This is a genomic window from uncultured Mucilaginibacter sp., from assembly GCF_913773635.1.
Lineage (GTDB): Bacteria > Bacteroidota > Bacteroidia > Sphingobacteriales > Sphingobacteriaceae > Mucilaginibacter.
Genome location: NZ_CAJYGQ010000009.1, coordinates 212,710 through 234,352 on the forward strand (window position 1 = coordinate 212,710; position 21,643 = coordinate 234,352).

Here is a 21,643-nt window from a genome sequence, read left to right on the forward strand (position 1 = left end):
AAGTCTTATGCTGGTTTATTTCTTGCTTCGTAATTGCTCTAGCGTAGCGTAAATTTCAATCATTGCTCCCTGGTCAATAAGTCTCTTCTCTTTCTTATTTCCAACCAAATTATTTGCATCGCGCTCGTTCATCCATATGGCATCGGCATCTTGCTCAAAGAAAGTTATCCACTCCCTGTTCTTGTCGATTTTATAAAGCTCAACATAACCGCGAAGCATTACGGCATTAAACCAGTATTCATTTGGCAAGCGTCCATTTTTAAAAAAATGAGCCTTACCGGCTTTGGCAACCCGCTGTGCCTCTGTGAGGTATTTTTTATCTTTAGTAATGTTATAAAGTATAGCAGCTGATTGCAGCATAGTCCCAGTATTGTAGGTATAAGTTGCCTTAGCTATTTCCATTGATGGTAACTTGATGTTGTCATAATATACACCTTCAGGAGCTTGCAGGTATTTTTTTGTCCAATCGTATATGTCAATTGCTGTTTTTAGGTACTCCTTATTTTTGGTTGCTTTATACAATTGCAACGCTACTAAAACACCCGGGCCATTTGAGCAGGTATTTTTTGTTGTAAAATCTTTTTCACGCCAATAAATTCCGCCACCGCCTACAGTATCAAGCCCGCCTAACATAAAGCGATAGATCATCTTTGTTGTATCAAGGTACTTTTTTTGATGATTGCGCTTGTAAGCATCCATGTATGCAATAGCAATCCACTGGTTATCATCATAGTAAAGTGTTGTAGTTTTTTCAGAAACCACATAGTCCTGATAGGCCGGAAATGGAGGCGTTGCCCTGTAATACTTAGCAATAGCATTTTCAACCGGCAACATATATTTTTTACCTGGCTCAATAACTTCCATCTCGTTGGCTGCCTGTATATAAGCACATAGCGGCCACAGGTATGAGTGCGGGTGCTCGTTCTTTGCCGGATCCGTTGTCTCGTAGTACAGAGTGGACTTTGGATCTTTTAAATTTTTATTGATGGCATTGTAGATATCCTTAATATGACTTCTGTAAACAGATGTTTGAGCCTGTGTACTACCAAATGCTAATAAGGAAACTAATACTACAAGAGCACTTTTATAGTTGATCATAATCGGTTTTTAGTATGGGTGTTATGTTTTAGCTTAACAGGTTTGGTTTGGTTTGATAGGTTTTCCATAAAAACTCACCAAAAATTGTATTGGTCCACGCAAACCAGCTACGTGTGAACTTCTCAGGATTATCTTTATGGAAAGATTCATGCATAAAACCGGTACCTGCGTGTGTATTTTGAAGCGTTTTTATACAGTATCTGATTTCCTCGTCGTTGCTACTGGTTAAGCCGCGGGCAATTATACTCATAGGCCATATCATGTTTTTACCTATGTGCGGACCACCAATACCTTCGGCAGCTGTGCCCTTATAATAAAAAGGATTATCTGTAGATAATAAAAGCTTACGTGTATTTTGATAAATACTATCGTTAACATCAACCGAGCCTAAGTATGGCATAGCCAGCAAGCTTGGTATATTGGCATCATCCATAAGGTTGTAGCTTCCAAAGCCATTTACTTCATAAGCATACACCTTACCATACTTTGGATGAGTAACAATTGCATGTTCCTTTAAAGCATTTTCTACTTCCACAGCTAAATCACTAAGCTCTTTGGAGGTAGCTTGATCTTTAGCTACAACAGCCATCATTTCTGAGGCTTGCTTTAAACTGGTTACCGCAAAGAAGTTTGATGGAATAAGGAAAGAGAACACAGTAGCATCATCACTTGGCCTGAATGACGAACAAATAAGGCCTACCGGTTTAACCGGGTATCCGAAGCCTTCCATTGGTACGCCATCTGTTGCCCATGCTGTTTTACGTTGGAAAGAATAAGGACCGTCGTTTTCTTTGCGTTGTTGCTCTTTAAACGTTTTTAGTATTGCTTTTACAGCTTGTTGCCAATTATTATCAAACGGCTTTATATCGCCGGTATTTTTCCAGTAGTGGTAAGCCAGGCGTACCGGATAACATAACGAGTCAATTTCCCATTTACGCTCATGAAGGCCGGGCTGCATCTTAGTTAAATCGTGCGCCCACTCACCTACCTTGTTATCATCCCCGTAAAAGGCGTTTGCATAAGGGTCTTTCAATATACATTTTACCTGCCTGTTGATCACGCCAGCAATAAGGTCTTTCAGCTTGGCATCTTTGCTCATGAAAGGCAAGTATGGCCAAACCTGAGCCGTGCTGTCTCTCAGCCACATGGCATCAATATCGCCGGTTATCACATAAGTATCAGGACGACCTGCGTTGTTTGAGTAGGTAACGGTGGTATCTAACGTATTAGGAAAGCAGTTATTGAATAACCAGGCCAATTCCTTATTCTTTACATTTTTGCTAAACTCTGTAATAGCACTTTCAACTGCATTACTTTTAAAATGCCTTTTAGAAGGCGCTACGCGTACCACTTTAAAATCTGGAGCAATTGCATGTGCCAGATTGCTGCTCAACATGCTTGCCGAGCCTATAATGCCGGCTTGTTTAATAAAATTCCGTCGTTTCAAAAGAGATGGTTTTTGAGTTTATAAAATTGGTATTAATATAGCACTTGTTACTTTTAGTAGCTGGTAACAAGTTTGTCGTCAAGGCCTTTGGCCGTATCAACAAGTGGCCAGCTGCATGCTGCCCCTATTAAGGCAGCATCTTCCCATAACACACTTTGCTTTAGCGTAATATTTTTATTGTTAAGCTGCTCCGTTACATAGTTAACAAACACGTGCATACTTTTTGCAATGTTACCACCTATAATAATGGTATCAGCCTGTTCATCGGTTGCAAAAGCATTTAAAAAACGTCCCAGGTTATCGCCAAACTCATTAAACAATGTGTCTTTAAGTATAACGTCGTCATGATTTAACAATGCTTCCACATTCGATAATTCTTTCGAAGTTAATTCAAAACAACGCTTTTGAAACCAGCGCGTTGATATATAATCTTCGGCAATACCATCATGCATAGGGGTTATAGCCCTAAAAACGTCTGAGGTAATTCCTTCTGAACTTTTTGCAGAGCCTAACCCTGTACCCAAGGTAACACCAATTACCCTGGCAGTTGGTGGCAATTTACAATGCATTACTTCACCATGCAAAAAAGCTTCGGCATCATTCCTGAATAAGATGTTCTCCGGTTTTATACCCAAAGCATCTGACAACTGGCTGCGAACATCAAGGCCGTAAAGAGCCTCGTATTTGTTCATTCCTTTAATAAGAGATATTCCCCTAGTGTAATCAAAAGGCCCCGGCATTGCTATTCCAACCTTTATAGCGCTGTTATTGTTGCCATTGCATAAAACGCTGATAGCTTCTGCCCAGCGGTTTATCACGCTTTCAGCATCGGCATGCGGATCAACCTTAAGCCGCACCTTCGTTCCGGGTATAATTGTACTCCCCTCTTGTGATACTTGCGCCGCAGTAATATGCGAGCCACCAATATCTACCCCAATAGATATACCATCAGATAGGCCTGAACTCATTAAGTAGTAATTATAGGTTTATTAAAAAAAAGATAACGGGAACAAATATGTAAAACGTTTTAGCAAAATCAAAAATATATATCAAATAATATAATATTAATTTGCAAGTGACTGACTGACAATAATTTTATCGTACTGAAGACTTTCTTACGATCAACGAAGTTGGTAGGATGATTTTCTGAAACTTTTTATCAGAAACTGCCTTTTTAAGCCTTGACATAAGCAAATTTATTGCATGTTCAGCTATCTTATCGGTTGGTTGCGATACGGTGGTTATTGATGGCGAGTATAGTTCAAACAACTCGTAATCGTCAAAACTTACTACGCCAATATTTTGCGGTATGTTTATTCCCTTAACTGCAGTTGCTTTAAGTCCGCTTACACACAGGTAGTTTGTAGCAAAAAATATTGCGTCAACTTCCTTTTTTCTGTCTATAAATGCTGCAATGTGCTGCATGGCTTGCTCACTGCTTTTATATGCTATTTCTTTAACTAACTGCGGTAAACCATTTTCTTGCATAGCCTTCTCATACCCCGATAAGCGATCAAGCATTTGAGGCTGCAAAGAATCAATAGTTACGAAAGCAATGTTTTTGTATCCGTTGGCTATTAAATGGCATGTTGCATCATAAGCACTCTTTTCGTTATCAACTACCACAAAGTCAGTATCAATAGCAGGCAAGTAACGGTCAATAAGTACAACAGGCTTTCCAGTGTCAAGCAGTAATTTTATATCCTGTTCCACACCTTCCGGCGGAACTATAATATAGCCATCAACATGCCTTTCATTATACATGGCAATTAGCTCACGCGTTTTTTCGGTAGCGTTTTCGGTACTGCAGTATATAATTTTGTAGCCGCTTTGGTAAGCAATGGCTTCAATAGCCCTGGCTATGGCCGAAAAGAATGGATCGGATATATCCTCTACCATTAAGCCTATAATGTTGGTTTTACCGGTGCGTAAGCTGCGCGCCAGGGAGCTGGGTTTGTAATTAACTTCCTGTACAAAATCTAAAACCTTTTTTACCAGCTTTTCACTTATTCGCTTCTCCTGCGCCCTTCCGTTTAGTATAAATGATACCGTTGTGATTGATACGCCAAGTTGCTGAGCAATATCATTGATTGAAATTTTCTTTTTCATTGGGGCTGCAATACAGGAGAAAGGCGTTGAGTATTGTTACGGCATATTTGCTGTATACAATTCAGGTAATTGATACAACGCATATAAATTCGTATCAAAAATTGTAAAAAAAGCTGACAAAAATCAAACAATAGCTAAATCAATTTACCTTACTGTTTGAAAGCTTGTTCACTCCAGCAAATTTACAATTTTGTCCTAAATATTATATGGCACCGATAACTCTTTGATTATAGCCTAAACTATTCGATTACAAACATTCAGGATTAACACCTACTGCTTACCCATTGCGGCCGACTGACCGTGTAATAAACTCGCAACATTATTGCAAAGCTCTTCATTTTCAAATGGCTTATTAATTATCATATCGGCACCGTAATGGCCAAGAGACTCCAGCACCTTTCCATACCCTGAAAGTATTATAACAGGCAAATGTGACGTTTCAGGATGGTTTTTGATTTGACTACAATACTCACCGCCATTGATGCCGTGTAATATGTAGTCGGTGATTATCATATCAGGCTTAATTTCAAGCACGGTTTTTATTATATCATTAGCCTCCAATATAGCTGTAATTTGATACCCTTCCTCGCTCAAAATTGCGGTAAGGATATCTTTAATATCAGCGTCATCCTCTATAATTAAAATATGCTTCTCCATCATAATCAATCGGTAAAAAGGAGCTTCAAAAGCACCTTTATAAATCACCCTCAACAATAATCATGCTATAAAGTTGGCGCAATGTGCGCCAAAAATATTTTGATGATACAAGCAAGACAAACAATGTGCAATCGATTAAAGAAAAAGATGAAGTTTACCTTCGATGCTTATCAATTAAATCACAAAACCCTTAGTTGTTATTGTGCTTTTAAATTAAAATGTTGTAAGCGTAACACGTTGCAACACAAACAATGTAGTTAAATACGTGGTTGCATAGCAGTCTAATATTTAACTTATGAAATTCAACATTCAAAAAAAGGTTGCTGTAATTACCGGCGGAGATTCGGGTATTGGCTTTGCTACTGCCCGCCTGCTAGCTAATGAGGGCGCCACCATTGTTTTAGCCGATAAAGAACAAGACAGTGTGGCAGAAGCTGCAGAAAAGCTTCAAAACGAATATCCGGAGGCCGATGTGCTTGCACTATCATGCGATTTGGATAATAACGAAAGTGTTGTTGCATTTGCCAACAAGGTAAAAAGCACGTTTGGCGGTGCGCACATACTTATCAATTGCGCCGGGGCCAGAGGGGCTGCCGGAGACTTTTTGACGCTAACGGATGAAGACTGGCAAAACACCATCAACACCGACCTTATGGGCGCGGTACGCCTTTGCAGGGCCTTTATACCTCAATTGCAAGAGCGCGGCTGGGGTCGTGTGGTTTTGGTAGCCTCAGAGAATGCTTACCAGCCTTACGAAGAGGAAAGCCCGTATAACGCCTGTAAAGCAGGCATTATAAACTTAAGTAAGTGTCTTTCGCGTTCTTACTCTAATGATGGGTTATTATTCAACTGTGTATCGCCGGCATATGTTGAATCGCCCATGACGAACGCCATGATGGATGAACTGGCAGAAGAACGTGGCACCGATCGCGAAGAAGCAGTTAAATGGTTTTTGGCCAATAAGCGTCCGCACATTGCAGTTGGCCGGCGCGGTAAGCCTGAAGAAGTAGCGGCTGTAATAGCCTTTTTATCTTCAGATTTATGCAGCTATGTTAACGGTAGCAATTACAGAGTTGACGGGGGGGCAGTTGAGTCGGCCTTTTAACGCAAATTTTTAATATGCAATTTAAGAATGGAAACAACCTCGCCTGTTAACCCCACGTTAGTATTGCTGCATTATTTTGGCGGTGCAGCTGCAAGCTGGCAGTGGCTTATTAAGGAAATTGGCAGCGACTATAACTGTGTTGCCATCAACTTACCTGGCTTTGGCGGTGCAGCAGCCTTACCTGCTCCAAGCTTAAGTAACATGGCAAGTTTTGTTATTGATTACGTTAATAAACATGTTGATACCGACTCATACATACTTGCAGGGCATTCAATGGGGGGCAAAATAGCAATGGAGGTTGCGCACCTGTCTAAAAGTACAGATAAAAGGGTTCAGCAGTTGATACTGCTGGCCCCTTCTCCCCCAACGGTAGAAAAAATGCCCGATGACGAAAAGCAACGGATGCTTATACATCCAAACTATAAGGAAGCCGTAACAACAGTTGCTAACGGCACGGTTATTAAATTAGAGGGAGCAATACTTGAAACAGCTATAGCAACGCAATTACAGGCCGCCCCTGCCACGTGGAACTGGTGGATTAATGACGGCATGAACGAATCAATTGCCGGGCATACTAAAGACCTTAAAATTCCTGTAACGTTGATTGTGTCAAAAGACGACCCTGCAATTACGCAACAGATGACAAGTGATGAAACCATACCTAACCTTCCGGCTTCAACACATATTATATGGACCGAAGGTATAGGACACTTGTTTCAAATGGAAAATCCTGAATGGCTGGCAAAAACTTTATCCGAGGTTGTTAAATATTCCTGAGAAGGTTGAAGCGTCCAACTGGCTATTGGTGTATTTGAACATTAAAAGCTTATTAAACGAAAAAAGTCCGCAAGTATTAAACTTGCGGACTTTTGTGGTACCAACTGGGATCGAACCAGTGACACAAGGATTTTCAGTCCTTTGCTCTACCATCTGAGCTATGGTACCGCCCTTTTGGGACTGCAAATGTAGCTTCTTTTTTTATTTCTAAAAATTTATTTTGAAAATAATCACTCACCAAGTGTTATGTAATTGATATAAAGCGAAATAAATTCATCATACTTTTTAATTGCTGACTTTTTTGCTTGATTACTGGCTAAGCAATTACCTAAAGTTACGGGCACATTGCATTTCAAGTGTACAATATCCTATATCACCAGCAAATTTATCTCATTCATGACCACCATCACTTTATACCTGAGCAATAAATTTGATACCTTTGCCAAATGCAATTTTCAAAGGATTCGAGAGTTTGGATTTACCAGGCTGATAAAGAATTAAGTGATAGCCAGGCGCAGCAAATACAAGAGCAGCTAAACAGCTTTACACATAGCTGGACGGCGCATAACAATCAACTGAAGGCCAGTGCTGTAGTAAAATACAACCGCTTTCTTATTTTAGTGGTTGATGAAAGCCAGGCAGGTGCAAGCGGATGCTCTATTGATAAATCGGTTCGGGTAATGAAGGAGTTGGAGCAGCAGTATAATATCAATTTATTCGACCGTTTTAACCTGGCATACCGCGAAGGCGATAAAATACTATCATTGCCACGCGAGGAATTTGAGGCTTTAATTAAAGCCGGAGAAATCAACGCTGGCACTATTGTATACAATAACCTGGTACAAACATTAGCAGAACTACAAACCAAATGGGAAGTTCCATTGCAAAACAGCTGGCACGTACAGATTTTTGGGAGCTTATTAACCGCATAAAAAATGCCGCCTGTAATTGGGCGGCATTTTAATTTATTTTGCTTTTAACATCACTTCAACATCAGGCTTCACGCTTTGTATTAAGGCTATAAAACCGGCTTTGTCTTTGGGCGAAATCATTACCGAATCATACTTATTGTAAGCAATTTCTAACCGGTCTAACGATGAGGCGGGTGAGCTTAGCGCGTTGTTAGTTTCCTTTATGCTTTTAATGGTATCAATATCCACATTTTGATTGACCAGAAATCCGCATCTGATATTTACTATAGAGTTATTTACCACGTAGTATGTGCTGTACAACATGTGCGCAGTAAATAAAGCAACAACACCTATAACAATAAAGCCCGACCAAAGGCCATCCATAACCATGGGCACGGATGTGGCTATAAAGACAACACCTAATGGTATTACTAATTCTAATCCAATCTTTGATCTGAATGTTGTGGCCATGCGGCAAGCTTATTATGCTATGTAGCTTTCCAATATTTTGAAGCCCTCGCTGGTAGTCAATTCCACCTTGTCTACCGTATTAGGTAACAGCAGGCACTCTCCCATTTTAACGGCATAGCTTTCGCCATTGTATTGCAACTCGTAACTACCTTCCAAACAAACGTGTATTACAAACGAATCAAAGGCTGAATAGTCTTTGTTAACGTTCTCGGTATAATCCATTACGTTAGTTGTGAAATATGGGCAGCTTACCAGGTGCACGTCCTCGTTCTTTACAGGAGTATAATCGGTACGGTAGTTAGGATATTTTTTATAATCGATAGCTGCTAATGCCTCCTCAGTATGCAACTCGCGTTTGTTGCCTTTATCATCTACACGGTCAAAATCATATATGCGGTAGGTAATATCCGATGTCTGCTGAATTTCGGCAATAAGAAGTCCTTTGCCAATGGTGTGTACACGGCCGGCAGGTAAAAAGAAAACATCACCCGCTTTAACATCCTCACGGTTTAAGATATCAGTAAGATGACCACTGTTTAATTTTTCTACGTAGGTTTTCTCATCCACTTCCTCGCTAAAACCTGCAATAAGGCTCGAACCTGGATCGGCTTCAATAACATACCACATTTCGGTTTTACCGAACGAGTTATGACGTTTGCGGGCTAATTCATCATCAGGGTGCACCTGTATTGATAGATCTTCGTTGGCGTCAATAAACTTTATCAGTAACGGAAACTCGTTACCAAAACGCTCGTAAACGGCTTTACCAACTAGGGCATCTTTGTGTTCTTCTAAAAGCGCAGCTAATGACTGGCCCTGCAATGCGCCATTTTCAACCACCGAAACATCTGATTTTACGCCTGATATTTCCCAGGTTTCACCGCAATTAGGCAAATTGCCAAAGTCTTTATGCAAATAGGTTTTGATCTTTTGACCGCCCCATATCTTGTCTTTGTAAATGGTTTTAAATTTTAAAGGATAGAGTGTTGACATAGTTGGTTGTAATTGTAAAAAACTTATCTGACAAATATAAGTCGGTCAAATTTAGTTTTTTAAAATTCATTTTAGTTACTATGCTATATAGCAAAAGCTAATAAACCGCCCGGTTTAACACTAAGTTTGCTTTTACTTTATTTTGCTGTACCTCTACTGGCGAAATTCCACCCTTACCATCCCAGCCACTCACGTACAGTTTTCCCTCTTCAACAAGTATTACGGTATATTTACCATTTGGTAATTCAGCCTCAAAAAAGCCTGCTGCATCGGCGTTAGTGGTTTTAATAAGCTGGGTTTCAAATTTATCATACAATCCATTTACCGGGCTTTTGGGGCTGGCGTCATCTATGGTAGTGTACTTATAAACACGCACCTCGCGCTGAATTGCGTATTGCCTGCAAGTACTTTTACCATTGCCAAAGTATGGCATACAATCACCTTCCTTTTTATAAACCGTCCCCCATACACCATTGGCAACGCTGACCTTAGCGCTGTTATTTTTTTCAGTTTTTTCATACTCTGATTCCTTTGCAGAATCATCAGCTCTTTTGCTATTCTTTTTACATGAGGCAAAAACTAACAGCAGGCACAAGAATAGGTTTACAGGTTTCATAACATGAAGGTTTGTTATTATTACGGGGACGCTCACCTCATTGCTACAACCCTAAACAAAAAATGCTCCGCAAAATTTTGCGGAGCATTTTTTGTTTAAATTCAGGGAACAATTACTTACCTAATTTAGCTTTAAGGTTTTCGTTAATGGCTTCCAAAAACTCTTCAGTGTACAAGTAATCAGTGCCGTGTTCAACTTTAGCTTTAACAGTAATAGCCAAGTCTTTTGTCATTTTGCCGCTTTCAACAGTTTCAATACAAACCTGCTCTAAAGTGTGGCAAAAATCAATCAGTTCCTGGTTGTTATCTAACTTACCACGGAACTCTAAACCACGGGTCCAGGCAAAAATAGAAGCAATTGGGTTAGTTGAAGTTGGGTTACCTTTTTGGTGCTCGCGGTAGTGACGGGTTACCGTACCGTGTGCAGCTTCAGCTTCCATTACAGTACCATCAGGTGTAACCAAAGTAGAGGTCATTAAACCTAATGAACCGAAACCTTGTGCTACGGTGTCAGACTGTACGTCGCCATCATAGTTTTTACAAGCCCATACAAAGTTACCGTTCCATTTAAGGGCCGATGCAACCATGTCGTCAATTAAACGGTGCTCGTATACAATGCCTTTTTCGGCAAATTTAGCTTTGTAATCGTTTTGATAAATCTCTTCAAAAATATCTTTAAAACGACCATCATACTTTTTAAGGATGGTGTTTTTGGTTGATAAGTATAAAGGCCAGCCTTTCATTAAAGCCTGGTTAAAACAAGCGTGCGCAAATCCTTTGATTGATTCATCGGTGTTGTACATTGATAAAGCAACGCCATCACCTTTAAAGTTGAAGACTTCGTATGATTGAACTTCGCCGCCATCTTCAGGAGTGAAGGTTACGGTTAACTTACCTTTACCTTTAGTAACAAAATCGGTAGCTCGGTACTGATCGCCGAAAGCATGACGGCCAATACAAATTGGAGCAGTCCAGTTTGGAACCAAACGTGGCACATTGCTCATTACAATAGGCTCACGAAAAACTGTACCATCCAATATATTACGGATAGTACCGTTTGGTGATTTCCACATTTGCTTTAAACCAAATTCTTTAACACGCTCCTCATCAGGAGTAATGGTAGCACATTTAATACCTACACCGTACTGTTTAATGGCGTTAGCTGCATCAATGGTAACCTGATCGTTAGTCTCGTCGCGGTATTCAATACCTAAATCGTAATACTTTAAATCAACATCCAAGTAAGGAAGAATCAATTTATCCTTAATAAACTGCCAGATGATGCGGGTCATCTCATCGCCATCCAGTTCAACTACCGGATTTTCTACTTTAATTTTTGACATATCGGGTTTTTGTTGTAGTTGTATTTAAAAAACGTCCAAATATATACATTTTGACTATTGCCCTGCCACTTTATAAGTTAAACTTTTTGCCTGCGGCATATCATCAAAAATTGGCCACATTTAAATAAAATGTTAATTTTAAGGCGGATATAGAAACGGATGAAAAAGATTTACGGTTTTTTATTGCTTGCCCTCGTTGTAATAAATACGGGTTGCAAGCAAGACCCGCCAGTTTTACCTGCAAGCCTGCGAAATACGCAATTACTTGGCAAGTGGAATTTAGCCTTCATGCAATCAGAGAAATACATTGATGGCGATAAAGAGCCCGACTCCAGTCCGTTGATTGGCACCGCTAACGATTATTTTATTTTTGAGGCCGATAACCGGGCCACACTATCATCAACTATTTACCAAAAACTGTTTCAAGGCTATTACTCTGCCAATACAGCGGCATCAACGCTGGCATTTAAGAGCGGCGATTTGCTTATAAGGTATAATGTTGCGGCACTATCTATTACGCAAATGGAGCTTGTTGAAACTATTAATACCAACGAAGCAGGCTCATCTGTAACTATCATTAATTACTACACCTATAACCGCTTACCATAGTTTTGAAAAAAATACTACTTACGCTATGCATATGCTTTGCTACCCTGTTGGCTAAAGCGCAGCTGGGCTATATGTACGGGCAATATGATTTAGGATTTGCTGCAGCTTTGAATTATGCTTATACAGATGCTGAAACGGTTACAGGTACGCCCGCAGCACATTTGGTGTTTGCGTATAACCATACCCCTTTCTTAAATTATATTGCTGAAGTGCAGTTTGGCCGCTTAGCTGGCGGAGATTCAGTGAGAACATTATCGGGGCGCGAGTTTAAAAATAATTATACCGCAGTTAGTTTCAGGGCGCAAGTTCAGGCTGGCGAATTGATCCGTTATAATAACAATGTTGTAATGAATGCACTGCGCAACATTTATGTTAGCGGTGGCGTAGGTGTTATTTATAACAACATGTCTGAAATTAACCGTTCTTCACTTTATATCCCCGATTATACATCATCAGGCCGTAATTCAAGCAGCGAATTTTTTATTCCCTTAAAAGCCGGATATGAGTTTAAGGTTTTTAACAGCTATGATGAGCCGTTTATAAAGGTTGATTTAGGCTATCAGCTGAATTACGTTTTAGGCGATCAGTTAGACGGCATTAAAGCAGGTATACGCAAGGATGTTTATTCGCAGTTTGTAGTAGGAATGCGCTTTGCTATTGGCGGCTTTACCTCTTATCGTAAACCTATACGCAAGTAAAACAGGCAAACTTAAGTTTTACGGGTTAAAACTTTGGATGGATTATTGATGTTAATTCATTACAACAAAGTTAAACCTGTATGAAAAACGACGATACCTTCTACCCTGGTTTTAATGATGAAAACCTGGACAGAGACAAAAAAATGAAAGACGAACTGGGTGAAGAAACTTCAGCCCATGATTTAAAATACGACCCGGATACCGACAGCTACGAAATTGCTGTTGAAAGCGATGATCCGGATTATGATCCGCCTCAATTATTTGATACAGCAGCCCCGGGTGGCAGCGATTTCGATTCGAGCTATGACGAAGCCAACCCTTATGATACACAGGGTGAGTATGACAAAAACCGCTCATTAGAAACCGATGCCGAAGGCTTAGGTATGCATATTGACAGCGGAAGGATTGTAGAACTGGACCCGGTTGACGAAACCCTGGCCCGTACGCCCGAAGATGACCGCGAAGACCTTGACGAAGAAGGTTACCCGAAAAATGATGCCGACCTTGCCGAAGGTGCTGAAAAAACCGACAGCGATATTAGCGGTGAGAACGAAGATGATGACTTCTTAAAATAAGAAGTTATAAATAAATTTGTTAGAGGTATAAAGTAACTTGAGGTTGCAGTAATGCATAGTCAATTTATTTTATACCTCTTTTCTATTTAATGGCTATTAATCGAAGTCTAATCCAAAAGTTTTTCTTAGCTCAAGAAGCTGCGGGTTTTTGGCTGCCATATGCTGGAACTTCTCTATAGCCGTGTAAGGCTTTCTCACCACAACCAGTTCATCTACTTTGGTGTTCACCTCAATATCAAAATTGCGCAGCGTTGTGCGTAAATGATTCATCAACCCGGGCTTCTCATCCCTGAAAACTGCCTCTTGTGTACGGTTACTTATAATTAGTTCAAAAACATAAGGCTGCGTCATAACGGGCGCACTTGTAGTAAGTATGGCCACAAGGGTTGATTTACCTTCGGCCTTTACCTTCGCTACATAATCATTCCAGCACTTTAAAAAATCGTCACTATTAAAGTTTTCCTTATCAGTACCGTATATATAAGGGTCTTCCTCTTCTTCAATTACGGTACCACCCGCTAAACCTCCCTTTAAAGACGGGCTTAAAGAAGGTGTACTTAATAATGATGAAGCTAAGGGACGAATTGCCGCAGCTGCCTTTTCGGCCTCAGGTTGAGGCGAAGCAGATGGCAACGACTCGGTTTGATGCACCGGAGCTGATTTTGGCTCATTACTACCGGTAGCACCTGACAGAGAAGGTGTAGCCGTTATTGAAGGAGTAGCACTTAAAGATGGCGTAGCCTGGTAAGTTTGCTTAGGCTCCTGCAATTGCGCTGATGCTGAAACCGGCTGTATCGGAGCCGTATTTGCTGCAACAGGCTCGGTTATCGGTGGTTTTGGTGCACTTTGCGGCGCGTTTACGTTTGGTTCAGAGTTTTTTTTTAAGTCCTGACCGTTAACGGCTGGCATACTGGCTGCAGTAAAAGCTGCTTGCAAATGACATATTTTAAGTAAGGCAAGCTCAACCTGCAATCGTTGATTTTTACTTAAACGGTAGTTTAAATCACACTGGTTGGCAATATTCATGGCCGATAGCAGGAATGACGTGCTGGCCTGTTGTGATTGCTGTAAGTATTTTTGCCTTATGCCTTCGCTTACTTCAAGCAACTTTAACGTGGAACTATCTTTAGCTACTAACAGGTTACGCAGGTGGCCGCTTAAACCTGTAATGAAGTGACTGCCATCAAAACCATTTGTGAGAATTTCATCAAACAGCAATAGCGTGTTGGTGGTATCTTCTTTAAGCAGGCTATCGGTTACGTTAAAGTAGTAATCGTAATCGAGAATATTAAGGTTTTCAATTACCGACCGATAGGTAACCTTGCCGCCCGAAAAGCTTACAATTTGATCAAACATTGACAACGCATCGCGCAAGCCACCATCGGCCTTTTGGGCAATGATGTGCAAACCGTCGTCTTCGAAACCTATGCTTTCCTTCTGAGCTATGGAGGCAAGGTGATTAGCCATATCCTCTACCCGGATGCGGTTAAAATCAAATATCTGACAACGCGAAAGTATGGTTGGGAGTATCTTATGCTTTTCGGTTGTGGCTAATATAAATATGGCGTAGTTGGGCGGCTCTTCCAGCGTTTTCAGGAAAGCATTGAATGCCGCCTGCGATAGCATGTGAACCTCATCAATAATATACACTTTGTAACGGCCTGCTTGAGGCGGTATGCGTACCTGTTCTATCAGGCTGCGTATATCATCAACCGAATTGTTTGATGCGGCATCAAGCTCATGTACGTTAAAAGAATTACCGTTTTGAAATGCACGGCACGAATCACACTCGCCACAAGCTTCACCATTAGGTTGTAAGTTGGTGCAATTAATGGTTTTAGCTAAAATTCGTGCACAAGTTGTTTTACCCACCCCACGCGGCCCGCAGAACAAAAATGCCTGCGCCAGCTGATTATTTTTGATTGCGTTTTTTAGAGTGTTGGTCACATGTTGCTGACCTACAACGCTTTCAAAAGTAACAGGACGGTATTTACGGGCCGAAACAATAAAATTATCCACAGCCACTAAGTTAGGCAAATTTGCCGAAAGGGAAAATAGCGAGAAGGGAATGAGGTACAGTAAGTGGCCAAAAACCGGCACAGTAAAGCAAAGAAACTACTTACAATGCTATTGAGCTACAAACTTTAACCGTTTGTTGTTTAAGCGCATTTTGCCCAAATTGCGCATATCATGAAACCCATCATCCGCAGAAATAATGCAAAACATATCAAATCAAAAGCAGAAGTAAAATATGAAAAACTGTTAAGCCAGTTACAAGAACAGCAGCAATACAACAACAACTTGCAAAGCAGCCTGCAAACAGCGCAAGCCAAAGTGACCGCTGAGTTAGAGCCACTAACCAAGCGATATTATGCGCTGCTGCGCAAATTGGTATTTGCTATTGACGGCGCTGCAAATAAATCAGTTATGGGCAAACAAAACAAGGGGTTGCTGGATGCTTATATGGCTGAAACATCAAGGTTTTTACTTAAAAGATTTGGCTACCAGGATACGCTACTTGCGGCTCTGTTGCTTAAATATAGCAATATCAATGCAGACGATGTTGTTAGACATTACGAAGAGCAGTTTACATCGGCAAAATTCAGCCAAGTTTACGGCTTTAATATCAACTTTAAAGAGTTGGTTGAAAAAGGTGAGGAAAACTACTTTACCGAAAACAGGCATCACTTTATAAAAGCCAGGCAAACGCAACCAACTGCTGTTATTGAAAGCGAACCAGTGCAGGATTGGAGTAAAGACAATAAAACTGCCGCAAGAAAAGAAGCAGATGATAAACTCCTGCATCGTGATGCACGAAGCGTATACATGCGGTTAATAAAAAAGTTCCATCCTGATTTGGAACGTGATGAAGACAAGCAGAACCTAAATACCGAGATTGTAAAAGAAGTTACCAAAGCATACCAGGAAAAAGACTTTTATACGCTCTTGAAATTACAGATCAGATACTTGGATGAAAATGAAACCGAGGCTACGAATATGGCCGACATTATGTTGAAACGCTACAACAAAATATTGCAAAAGCAACTGGCCGAGTTGAAGCAAAAAATACAAATGCAGCAATACACCAGCGGCAATATGATTGAAGATTTTATAGATAATCACGGTAATTTTAGTCCGCAAAAATTTGCTACGCAACGCAACTTTTTGAAGAAAAGAAATAACGCCTTAACGTCGGAAATCCAAACTTCTACCAAAAGCCCTGAAATTTGGTTAAATGGTTATTTGCATCTTTTAAAACTAAATCAAGATAAGTGATGCTCTTTTAAGCTTGCTTTTACATTTTACAAGCTCTACTACATACGCACATGTTTTACTTCAAAATTTCTATTTGGCTAATTTCCTTAACTTTATAATACCCTTTAGCACCGGGAAGGTATACTTCCATTTCCTGCCATTTTATCTTTAATTTCTTTCCGGCGTAAGTAACTGGTGAACCTGTAAATTTCTCGTAACCGGCAAATTGCCTTAGCCAAATAAAAGACTGTTCTTTGCCTGCAGCATCTGTAATTATAAAATAGTTAAAACCTTTATTATCTATGCGTTTTAATTTGCCTTGCGTTACGCCGCTACCGCTATTTACTTTACTATCTGAACCGGCCATAAGTGTAGCCAGTTTCATAAAGGCCGAACACTTGTTTTTAAGTAAACTTGCACCAATATCAGTTCCTATTTGATGCATTGCAGCATTATCCCCAAACTCAACACCCCGCTCTTTGGCTACATCCATCAGCAAAAAAGCATAGCTCGTGAAACAATCCATAAATGCATCATTTGCCTCTTGTTTGGTGCTTATTTTGGTTAAGTCTATTTTTGCCAAACCAACACACAAACTATCAAGCAATTTTTGCTCAACCGGGCCGGGGGTTTTATTTTGCGCATTTACGTTAAAAGCGGCGAAAAGGAACAATAAAGCCGCAAGTAAAAAAGTTTTCATGTGATAAGCTTTGAAAATATTAAGCCTACTAATATAAGTATATCGTGTCAGTTTGCATTGTAAAGCTGGCAACTCCTTTACACTCCCTGCATTCAGTCAATGAATTACATTTAAAAGCCTTGCATATTAAATGATTTATTTCTACATTTGCGTCCCCGTTTTGTACGGGAATTAATTAACAAAACGTATTAAAATGCAACAGTACGAAACCGTAATCATTCTAACCCCGTTGTTATCAGACGAGGCTGCTAAAGAGGCAATTGCCAAATTTAGCAAGATCCTTACCGATAACGGAGCCGAAATTGTTCAAGAGGACAATTGGGGTTTGAGAAAATTAGCGTACCCGATTCAAAAAAAATCGACCGGGTACTACCACCTCACCGAATTCCGCGCTCCGGGTGAATTAATCAATAAACTGGAGATTGAATTTAAACGCGATGAGCGTGTTATGCGTTTCCTGACCATTGCTTTAGATAAAAACGCCATTGCTTACAACGAGAAAAAACGTAGCGGCGCTTTCAACAAAAAACCTAAAACAGAGGAGGCTGCAGCTTAATTATGGCAAACGATCAAATTCAATACGTTACCGCTCCTAAAGTGGACGATAACCGCAAAAAATACTGCCGTTTCAAAAAGAACGGTATCAAATACATTGATTACAAAGACGCTAACTTTTTATTAAAGTTTGTTAATGACCAGGGTAAAGTATTACCACGTCGTTTAACCGGTACTTCATTAAAATTCCAGCGTAAAGTGGCTCAGGCTGTTAAACGTGCCCGTCACATTGGTTTATTACCTTACGTAACCGACTCGTTAAAATAATAAAGGAGGATTAACAAAATGGACATTATTTTAAAACAAGACGTTAAAAACCTCGGCGAGAAAGACGAAGTAGTTAAAGTAAAAGCCGGTTACGGTCGTAACTTTTTAATTCCTCAAGGTTATGGTATCCTGGCTACCGAATCGGCACGCAAAGTTCTAGCTGAAAACTTGAAACAAGCTCAGTTTAAACAAGACAAAATCCGTAAGGATGCTGACGAAGTTGCTGCCCGTTTAGAAGGTGTTAAATTAACAATTGGTGCTAAAGCCGGCGAAAGCGGTAAAATATTTGGTGCTGTTAACACTATCCAGGTAGCTGACGCTTTGAAAAACCAAGGCTTTGATGTTGACCGTCGTCGCATCACTTTCAACGAGGATCCTAAATTTGTTGGTGAATATACCGCAACACTAAACCTTCACAAAGAGGTTAAAGTACAGGTTCCTTTTGAAGTTGTAGCTGAGTAATTTTTGATTTCACATTTCGGAATGTGAATTTCGAACTTGAAAGAAAATATTAATAAAAGCCCTTTCCGCATGGAGAGGGCTTTGTTATTTTAGCAAAAAATTAGAAATCACCTGAACCTCTCTCTTGATAGAGGTTTGGGAAAGAACACCATGGTACTCACTGGAATAAAAAAACTCATCTGGTATTTTGTTAAAATATTTTTGATAGCCTTTTTTGGTATTACGATACTTTGGGTATTGCTTTACAAAGTGGTTAATCCTCCTGTTACCTGGCTTATGATTACCCGTGGCTTTGAGCGCAAGGCCGACGGCAAAACATGGAAAATTGATAAAACATGGAAAGATTTTGATGAGATATCAATTAACATGAAGAAAGCTGCGGTTGCGGGTGAAGATCAGGCTTTTTTAGAGCATAACGGTTTTGACTTCAAAGCCATTGAACGCGCTATTAAGAAAAATGCTAAAAGTAAAAAAGTAATTGGTGGCAGTACCATTTCGCAGCAAACCGCCAAAAATGTTTTCTTGTGGCCCGGTCGCTCGTGGGTGCGTAAAGGGTTTGAGGCTTACTTTACTTTGTTAATCGAGATCTTCTGGAGCAAGCAGCGCATTATGGAGGTATACCTCAACGTAATAGAAATGGGCGACGGCATTTACGGTGCCGAGGCCGCAGCACAAGCTTACTTTCACAAGCCTGCCGCAACCCTCACGCGACGCGAAGCCGCAGCTATTGCAGCCATATTTCCTAGTCCGTTAAAACGTTCAGCAACTAATCCAACTAAGTTCATAAGACACAGGCGGTACTTAATAATGCAAAATATGAAACGTTTAGGTCCATTAGACTTTTAACGTCTAACCTATTTGACTTGCGCTGAAAAAAAAGGAGATGCTATGTATAGCATCTCCTTTTTTATTTTTACATCCCCGCTCCCACCATTCACCGTTAAAAAGCAGCCATTCGCCGAAAAGTCCTTTATAAAAGCGCAAAGCTATAGTACTTTTACATCATGGCAAAACAACCTATTATCACTGTTAACAATCTGGTTAAACAATATGCCAACTTTACCGCAGTAAAAGGCATTAGCTTTGAGGTATACGAGGGCGAAATTTTTGGATTGCTTGGTCCTAACGGAGCAGGTAAAACCACTACCCTCGAAATTATTGAAACCCTCCGAACCAAAACCTCGGGTGAGGTTACGGTTGATGGTTTTTCGATAGACACACAGGCCAACCAGATTAAACAGCGTATAGGTGTTCAGTTACAGGCTGCCGGTTACTATCCGGGCCTGAACCTTGTTGAGCTGCTCAACTTATTTTCAGGGTTGTATGGTGTACGCATCAACCCTATGGATATGCTTGCTAAGGTTGCATTAACTGATAAAGCCAAAGCTCAATATAAAACCTTATCAGGCGGTCAAAAACAGCGCTTTTCAATCGCCACAACCTTAATCAACAATCCTCGCATCATCTTTTTAGATGAGCCCACCACCGGACTGGACCCGCAGGCACGCCGCAACCTGTGGGAACTGATACGCGAGATACGAAGTGCGGGAACCACTGTGGTTATTACCACTCATTATATGGATGAAGCCGAAGAACTATGCGACCGCGTTGCCTTTGTAGATGGCGGTCGCATAGTAGGCATCAACAGTCCGGATAGTTTTATTGATGAATTGGTAGCAGCCGGGTTTGAACGGAGAAAACAAGTAAAGCAGGCCAACCTAGAGGATGTATTTATTAACCTTACCGGCAAAGAATGGCGCGAGTAGCACCCTCGCAAATAAGCAGCATCAATGCAATCACTCAATCAACTAACCTTTCTGTAATTCAATCAACCTTAAACCAATGACCTCTTACAATAATACCCGCGCAACTCTTGCTATTGCAAAAGCCAGTTTACGTTCAATATTCCGCAGCCCATCGGCAGTGGTGTTTAGCCTGCTGTTTCCCTTGATATTCATTGTCATTTTTGCCAATATTGGTGGCGGAGCGGTATCGGTTGATGTAGGACTAGCCAAAAGCTCGGACACGCTCAATCCAATATACCAGCTACTTAAAAACTACAAGGTTGTTCGCATTATAACTAAGCAAAGCCAGGCCGAAATGAATAAAAATCTTGATAAAGGCAGCCTGGATGCCATTATTGATATACAAAAGCGCAATGGCTTACCTGCATTTACTATTGATGTAAAGTACACAGCTGCATCTCAGGAGAAAGGGAATATGCTGCGCTCAATGCTCAAAAGTTTACTATACCAATTTAACACACAAGCCATGCCTAACAATGCGCAAAAGGTTGCCACCATGACGGAAACAACCATTAAGGGCCGCGAGTATAAATACATTGACTTTATTTTGCCGGGTCAGTTAGGATTTTCGTTACTTAATATAGGTGTATTTGGTACTGCATTCGTTTTTTTAAGCCTGCGCCAAACCCTGGTTATTAAGCGCTTCTTTGCTACACCGGTGAAACGGTACAGCATTATAACGGGCGAAATGCTGGCACGGGTAAGCTTTGCCCTTTTAGGAGCTATTGTTATTATAAGCGTTGGCCATTTTGCTTTTGGCTTTACCTTAGTTAATGGCATAGTAACCGTGTTAAACATGCTACTGCTCTCCTTTGCAGGCTTAATTATATTTATGGGTTTTGGTTTCATCATATCAGGTGTTGCTAAAAATGAAACCAGCATCCCGCCGTTATCCAACATCATCACCTTACCTCAATTTTTGCTTTCAGGAACGTTTTTCTCAACCGCAGCCTTTCCATCATGGTTACAGCCTGTTAGTAATGCACTACCGCTTACCCATTTAAATAATGCTATGCGTAAAGTAGCTTTTGAAGGCGCCGGCTTGGGCGATGTTACCCATCAGCTGTTAATACTTTTGATATGGGGCATAGGCATCTATGCAGTAGCCATAAAAACCTTTAAATGGGAATAATATTTTCTTAACAATAATTTCATATTACTATATATTTGCGCCTTTGTTAATCTTTTCTT

24 protein-coding genes and 1 tRNA gene are annotated in these 21,643 nt (G+C 40.4%); 13 read left to right on the forward strand and 12 right to left on the reverse strand.

Annotation, left to right across the window (positions count from 1 at the left end; genetic code table 11):
* Window positions 1-15 precede the first annotated feature (15 nt).
* The 5 genes from QZ407_RS12000 to QZ407_RS12020 all read right to left on the reverse strand — a co-directional run bounded on the left by QZ407_RS12000 (window position 16) and on the right by QZ407_RS12020 (window position 5,314).
* Window positions 16-1,098 carry a glycoside hydrolase family 76 protein gene (locus QZ407_RS12000; protein ID WP_295771329.1) on the reverse strand — a complete coding sequence of 361 codons (1,083 nt, stop codon included), beginning with the start codon at window positions 1,096-1,098 and terminating at the stop codon, window positions 16-18.
* A 28-nt stretch (window positions 1,099-1,126) separates the two neighbouring features.
* Window positions 1,127-2,545, reverse strand: a complete 1,419-nt coding sequence (locus QZ407_RS12005; protein ID WP_295771331.1) for a glycoside hydrolase family 125 protein — start codon at window positions 2,543-2,545, stop codon at window positions 1,127-1,129.
* A 53-nt stretch (window positions 2,546-2,598) separates the two neighbouring features.
* A complete protein-coding gene (locus tag QZ407_RS12010) occupies window positions 2,599-3,513 on the reverse strand; it encodes an ROK family protein (RefSeq protein ID WP_295771333.1) in 915 nt (304 codons plus the stop codon).
* 127 nt (window positions 3,514-3,640) lie between these two features.
* Window positions 3,641-4,654, reverse strand: a complete 1,014-nt coding sequence (locus QZ407_RS12015) for a substrate-binding domain-containing protein (RefSeq protein ID WP_295771336.1) — start codon at window positions 4,652-4,654, stop codon at window positions 3,641-3,643.
* A gap of 270 nt (window positions 4,655-4,924) precedes the next feature.
* Complete coding sequence (locus QZ407_RS12020) at window positions 4,925-5,314, reverse strand: response regulator (RefSeq protein WP_295771339.1); 390 nt, start codon at window positions 5,312-5,314, stop codon at window positions 4,925-4,927.
* A gap of 292 nt (window positions 5,315-5,606) precedes the next feature.
* Here QZ407_RS12020 and QZ407_RS12025 point away from each other — a divergent pair, with 292 nt between their 5' ends.
* Together QZ407_RS12025 and QZ407_RS12030 are read left to right on the forward strand one after the other, a co-directional pair.
* Entirely contained in the window at window positions 5,607-6,416 is an 810-nt protein-coding gene (locus QZ407_RS12025; protein ID WP_295771342.1) for an SDR family oxidoreductase, read from the forward strand.
* 27 nt (window positions 6,417-6,443) lie between these two features.
* Window positions 6,444-7,193 (forward strand): alpha/beta hydrolase, encoded by a 750-nt coding sequence (locus tag QZ407_RS12030; RefSeq protein ID WP_295771344.1) that lies wholly within the window; start codon window positions 6,444-6,446, stop codon window positions 7,191-7,193.
* A gap of 95 nt (window positions 7,194-7,288) precedes the next feature.
* Here the strand turns inward: QZ407_RS12030 and QZ407_RS12035 are convergent.
* A tRNA-Phe gene (locus tag QZ407_RS12035) sits at window positions 7,289-7,361 on the reverse strand.
* 278 nt (window positions 7,362-7,639) lie between these two features.
* Between QZ407_RS12035 and QZ407_RS12040 the strand changes: the two genes are divergently transcribed.
* The gene (locus QZ407_RS12040; RefSeq protein ID WP_295771347.1) at window positions 7,640-8,125 is read left to right on the forward strand and encodes an ABC transporter ATPase; all 486 of its coding nucleotides are present in this window, start codon (window positions 7,640-7,642) and stop codon (window positions 8,123-8,125) included.
* A gap of 33 nt (window positions 8,126-8,158) precedes the next feature.
* Here the strand turns inward: QZ407_RS12040 and QZ407_RS12045 are convergent, their stop codons facing one another.
* From QZ407_RS12045 to QZ407_RS12060, 4 genes are all read right to left on the reverse strand, one after another.
* Window positions 8,159-8,575, reverse strand: coding sequence for a PH domain-containing protein (locus tag QZ407_RS12045; RefSeq protein ID WP_295771349.1), 417 nt, complete (start codon window positions 8,573-8,575; stop codon window positions 8,159-8,161).
* A gap of 12 nt (window positions 8,576-8,587) precedes the next feature.
* A complete protein-coding gene (locus QZ407_RS12050) occupies window positions 8,588-9,568 on the reverse strand; it encodes a type I phosphomannose isomerase catalytic subunit (protein ID WP_295771352.1) in 981 nt (326 codons plus the stop codon).
* A gap of 97 nt (window positions 9,569-9,665) precedes the next feature.
* Entirely contained in the window at window positions 9,666-10,184 is a 519-nt protein-coding gene (locus tag QZ407_RS12055) for a hypothetical protein (RefSeq protein ID WP_295771354.1), read from the reverse strand.
* 112 nt (window positions 10,185-10,296) lie between these two features.
* Window positions 10,297-11,526: an NADP-dependent isocitrate dehydrogenase gene (locus QZ407_RS12060; protein ID WP_295771356.1), complete on the reverse strand. Its 1,230-nt coding sequence runs from the start codon at window positions 11,524-11,526 to the stop codon at window positions 10,297-10,299.
* 159 nt (window positions 11,527-11,685) lie between these two features.
* Between QZ407_RS12060 and QZ407_RS12065 the strand changes: the two genes are divergently transcribed.
* The 3 genes from QZ407_RS12065 to QZ407_RS12075 all read left to right on the forward strand — a co-directional run bounded on the left by QZ407_RS12065 (window position 11,686) and on the right by QZ407_RS12075 (window position 13,408).
* Window positions 11,686-12,135 carry a hypothetical protein gene (locus QZ407_RS12065; RefSeq protein ID WP_295771359.1) on the forward strand — a complete coding sequence of 150 codons (450 nt, stop codon included), beginning with the start codon at window positions 11,686-11,688 and terminating at the stop codon, window positions 12,133-12,135.
* A 2-nt stretch (window positions 12,136-12,137) separates the two neighbouring features.
* Entirely contained in the window at window positions 12,138-12,833 is a 696-nt protein-coding gene (locus QZ407_RS12070; RefSeq protein ID WP_295771362.1) for a hypothetical protein, read from the forward strand.
* An 80-nt stretch (window positions 12,834-12,913) separates the two neighbouring features.
* Entirely contained in the window at window positions 12,914-13,408 is a 495-nt protein-coding gene (locus QZ407_RS12075) for a hypothetical protein (protein WP_295771365.1), read from the forward strand.
* 96 nt (window positions 13,409-13,504) lie between these two features.
* Here QZ407_RS12075 and QZ407_RS12080 read toward each other — a convergent pair whose 3' ends face one another.
* On the reverse strand, window positions 13,505-15,427 hold the full coding sequence (locus QZ407_RS12080; protein ID WP_295771367.1) for a DNA polymerase III subunit gamma/tau: 1,923 nt from the start codon (window positions 15,425-15,427) through the stop codon (window positions 13,505-13,507).
* Window positions 15,428-15,598: 171 nt separating this feature from the next.
* Between QZ407_RS12080 and QZ407_RS12085 the strand changes: the two genes are divergently transcribed.
* On the forward strand, window positions 15,599-16,684 hold the full coding sequence (locus tag QZ407_RS12085) for a hypothetical protein (protein ID WP_295771370.1): 1,086 nt from the start codon (window positions 15,599-15,601) through the stop codon (window positions 16,682-16,684).
* A 55-nt stretch (window positions 16,685-16,739) separates the two neighbouring features.
* Here QZ407_RS12085 and QZ407_RS12090 read toward each other — a convergent pair whose 3' ends face one another.
* Window positions 16,740-17,363 (reverse strand): hypothetical protein, encoded by a 624-nt coding sequence (locus QZ407_RS12090; RefSeq protein WP_295771373.1) that lies wholly within the window; start codon window positions 17,361-17,363, stop codon window positions 16,740-16,742.
* Window positions 17,364-17,556: 193 nt separating this feature from the next.
* Between QZ407_RS12090 and rpsF the strand changes: the two genes are divergently transcribed.
* The 6 genes from rpsF to QZ407_RS12120 all read left to right on the forward strand — a co-directional run bounded on the left by rpsF (window position 17,557) and on the right by QZ407_RS12120 (window position 21,584).
* Complete coding sequence (gene rpsF / locus QZ407_RS12095) at window positions 17,557-17,919, forward strand: 30S ribosomal protein S6 (RefSeq protein WP_157543157.1); 363 nt, start codon at window positions 17,557-17,559, stop codon at window positions 17,917-17,919.
* Window positions 17,920-17,921: 2 nt separating this feature from the next.
* A complete protein-coding gene (gene rpsR / locus QZ407_RS12100; protein WP_107831271.1) occupies window positions 17,922-18,185 on the forward strand; it encodes a 30S ribosomal protein S18 in 264 nt (87 codons plus the stop codon).
* A gap of 18 nt (window positions 18,186-18,203) precedes the next feature.
* Complete coding sequence (gene rplI, locus QZ407_RS12105) at window positions 18,204-18,647, forward strand: 50S ribosomal protein L9 (RefSeq protein ID WP_157543158.1); 444 nt, start codon at window positions 18,204-18,206, stop codon at window positions 18,645-18,647.
* Window positions 18,648-18,797: 150 nt separating this feature from the next.
* The gene (gene mtgA, locus QZ407_RS12110; protein ID WP_295771382.1) at window positions 18,798-19,493 is read left to right on the forward strand and encodes a monofunctional biosynthetic peptidoglycan transglycosylase; all 696 of its coding nucleotides are present in this window, start codon (window positions 18,798-18,800) and stop codon (window positions 19,491-19,493) included.
* A 158-nt stretch (window positions 19,494-19,651) separates the two neighbouring features.
* Window positions 19,652-20,413 carry an ABC transporter ATP-binding protein gene (locus QZ407_RS12115; RefSeq protein ID WP_295771384.1) on the forward strand — a complete coding sequence of 254 codons (762 nt, stop codon included), beginning with the start codon at window positions 19,652-19,654 and terminating at the stop codon, window positions 20,411-20,413.
* 76 nt (window positions 20,414-20,489) lie between these two features.
* On the forward strand, window positions 20,490-21,584 hold the full coding sequence (locus QZ407_RS12120) for an ABC transporter permease (protein ID WP_295771386.1): 1,095 nt from the start codon (window positions 20,490-20,492) through the stop codon (window positions 21,582-21,584).
* The last annotated feature ends 59 nt before the right edge of the window (window positions 21,585-21,643 follow it).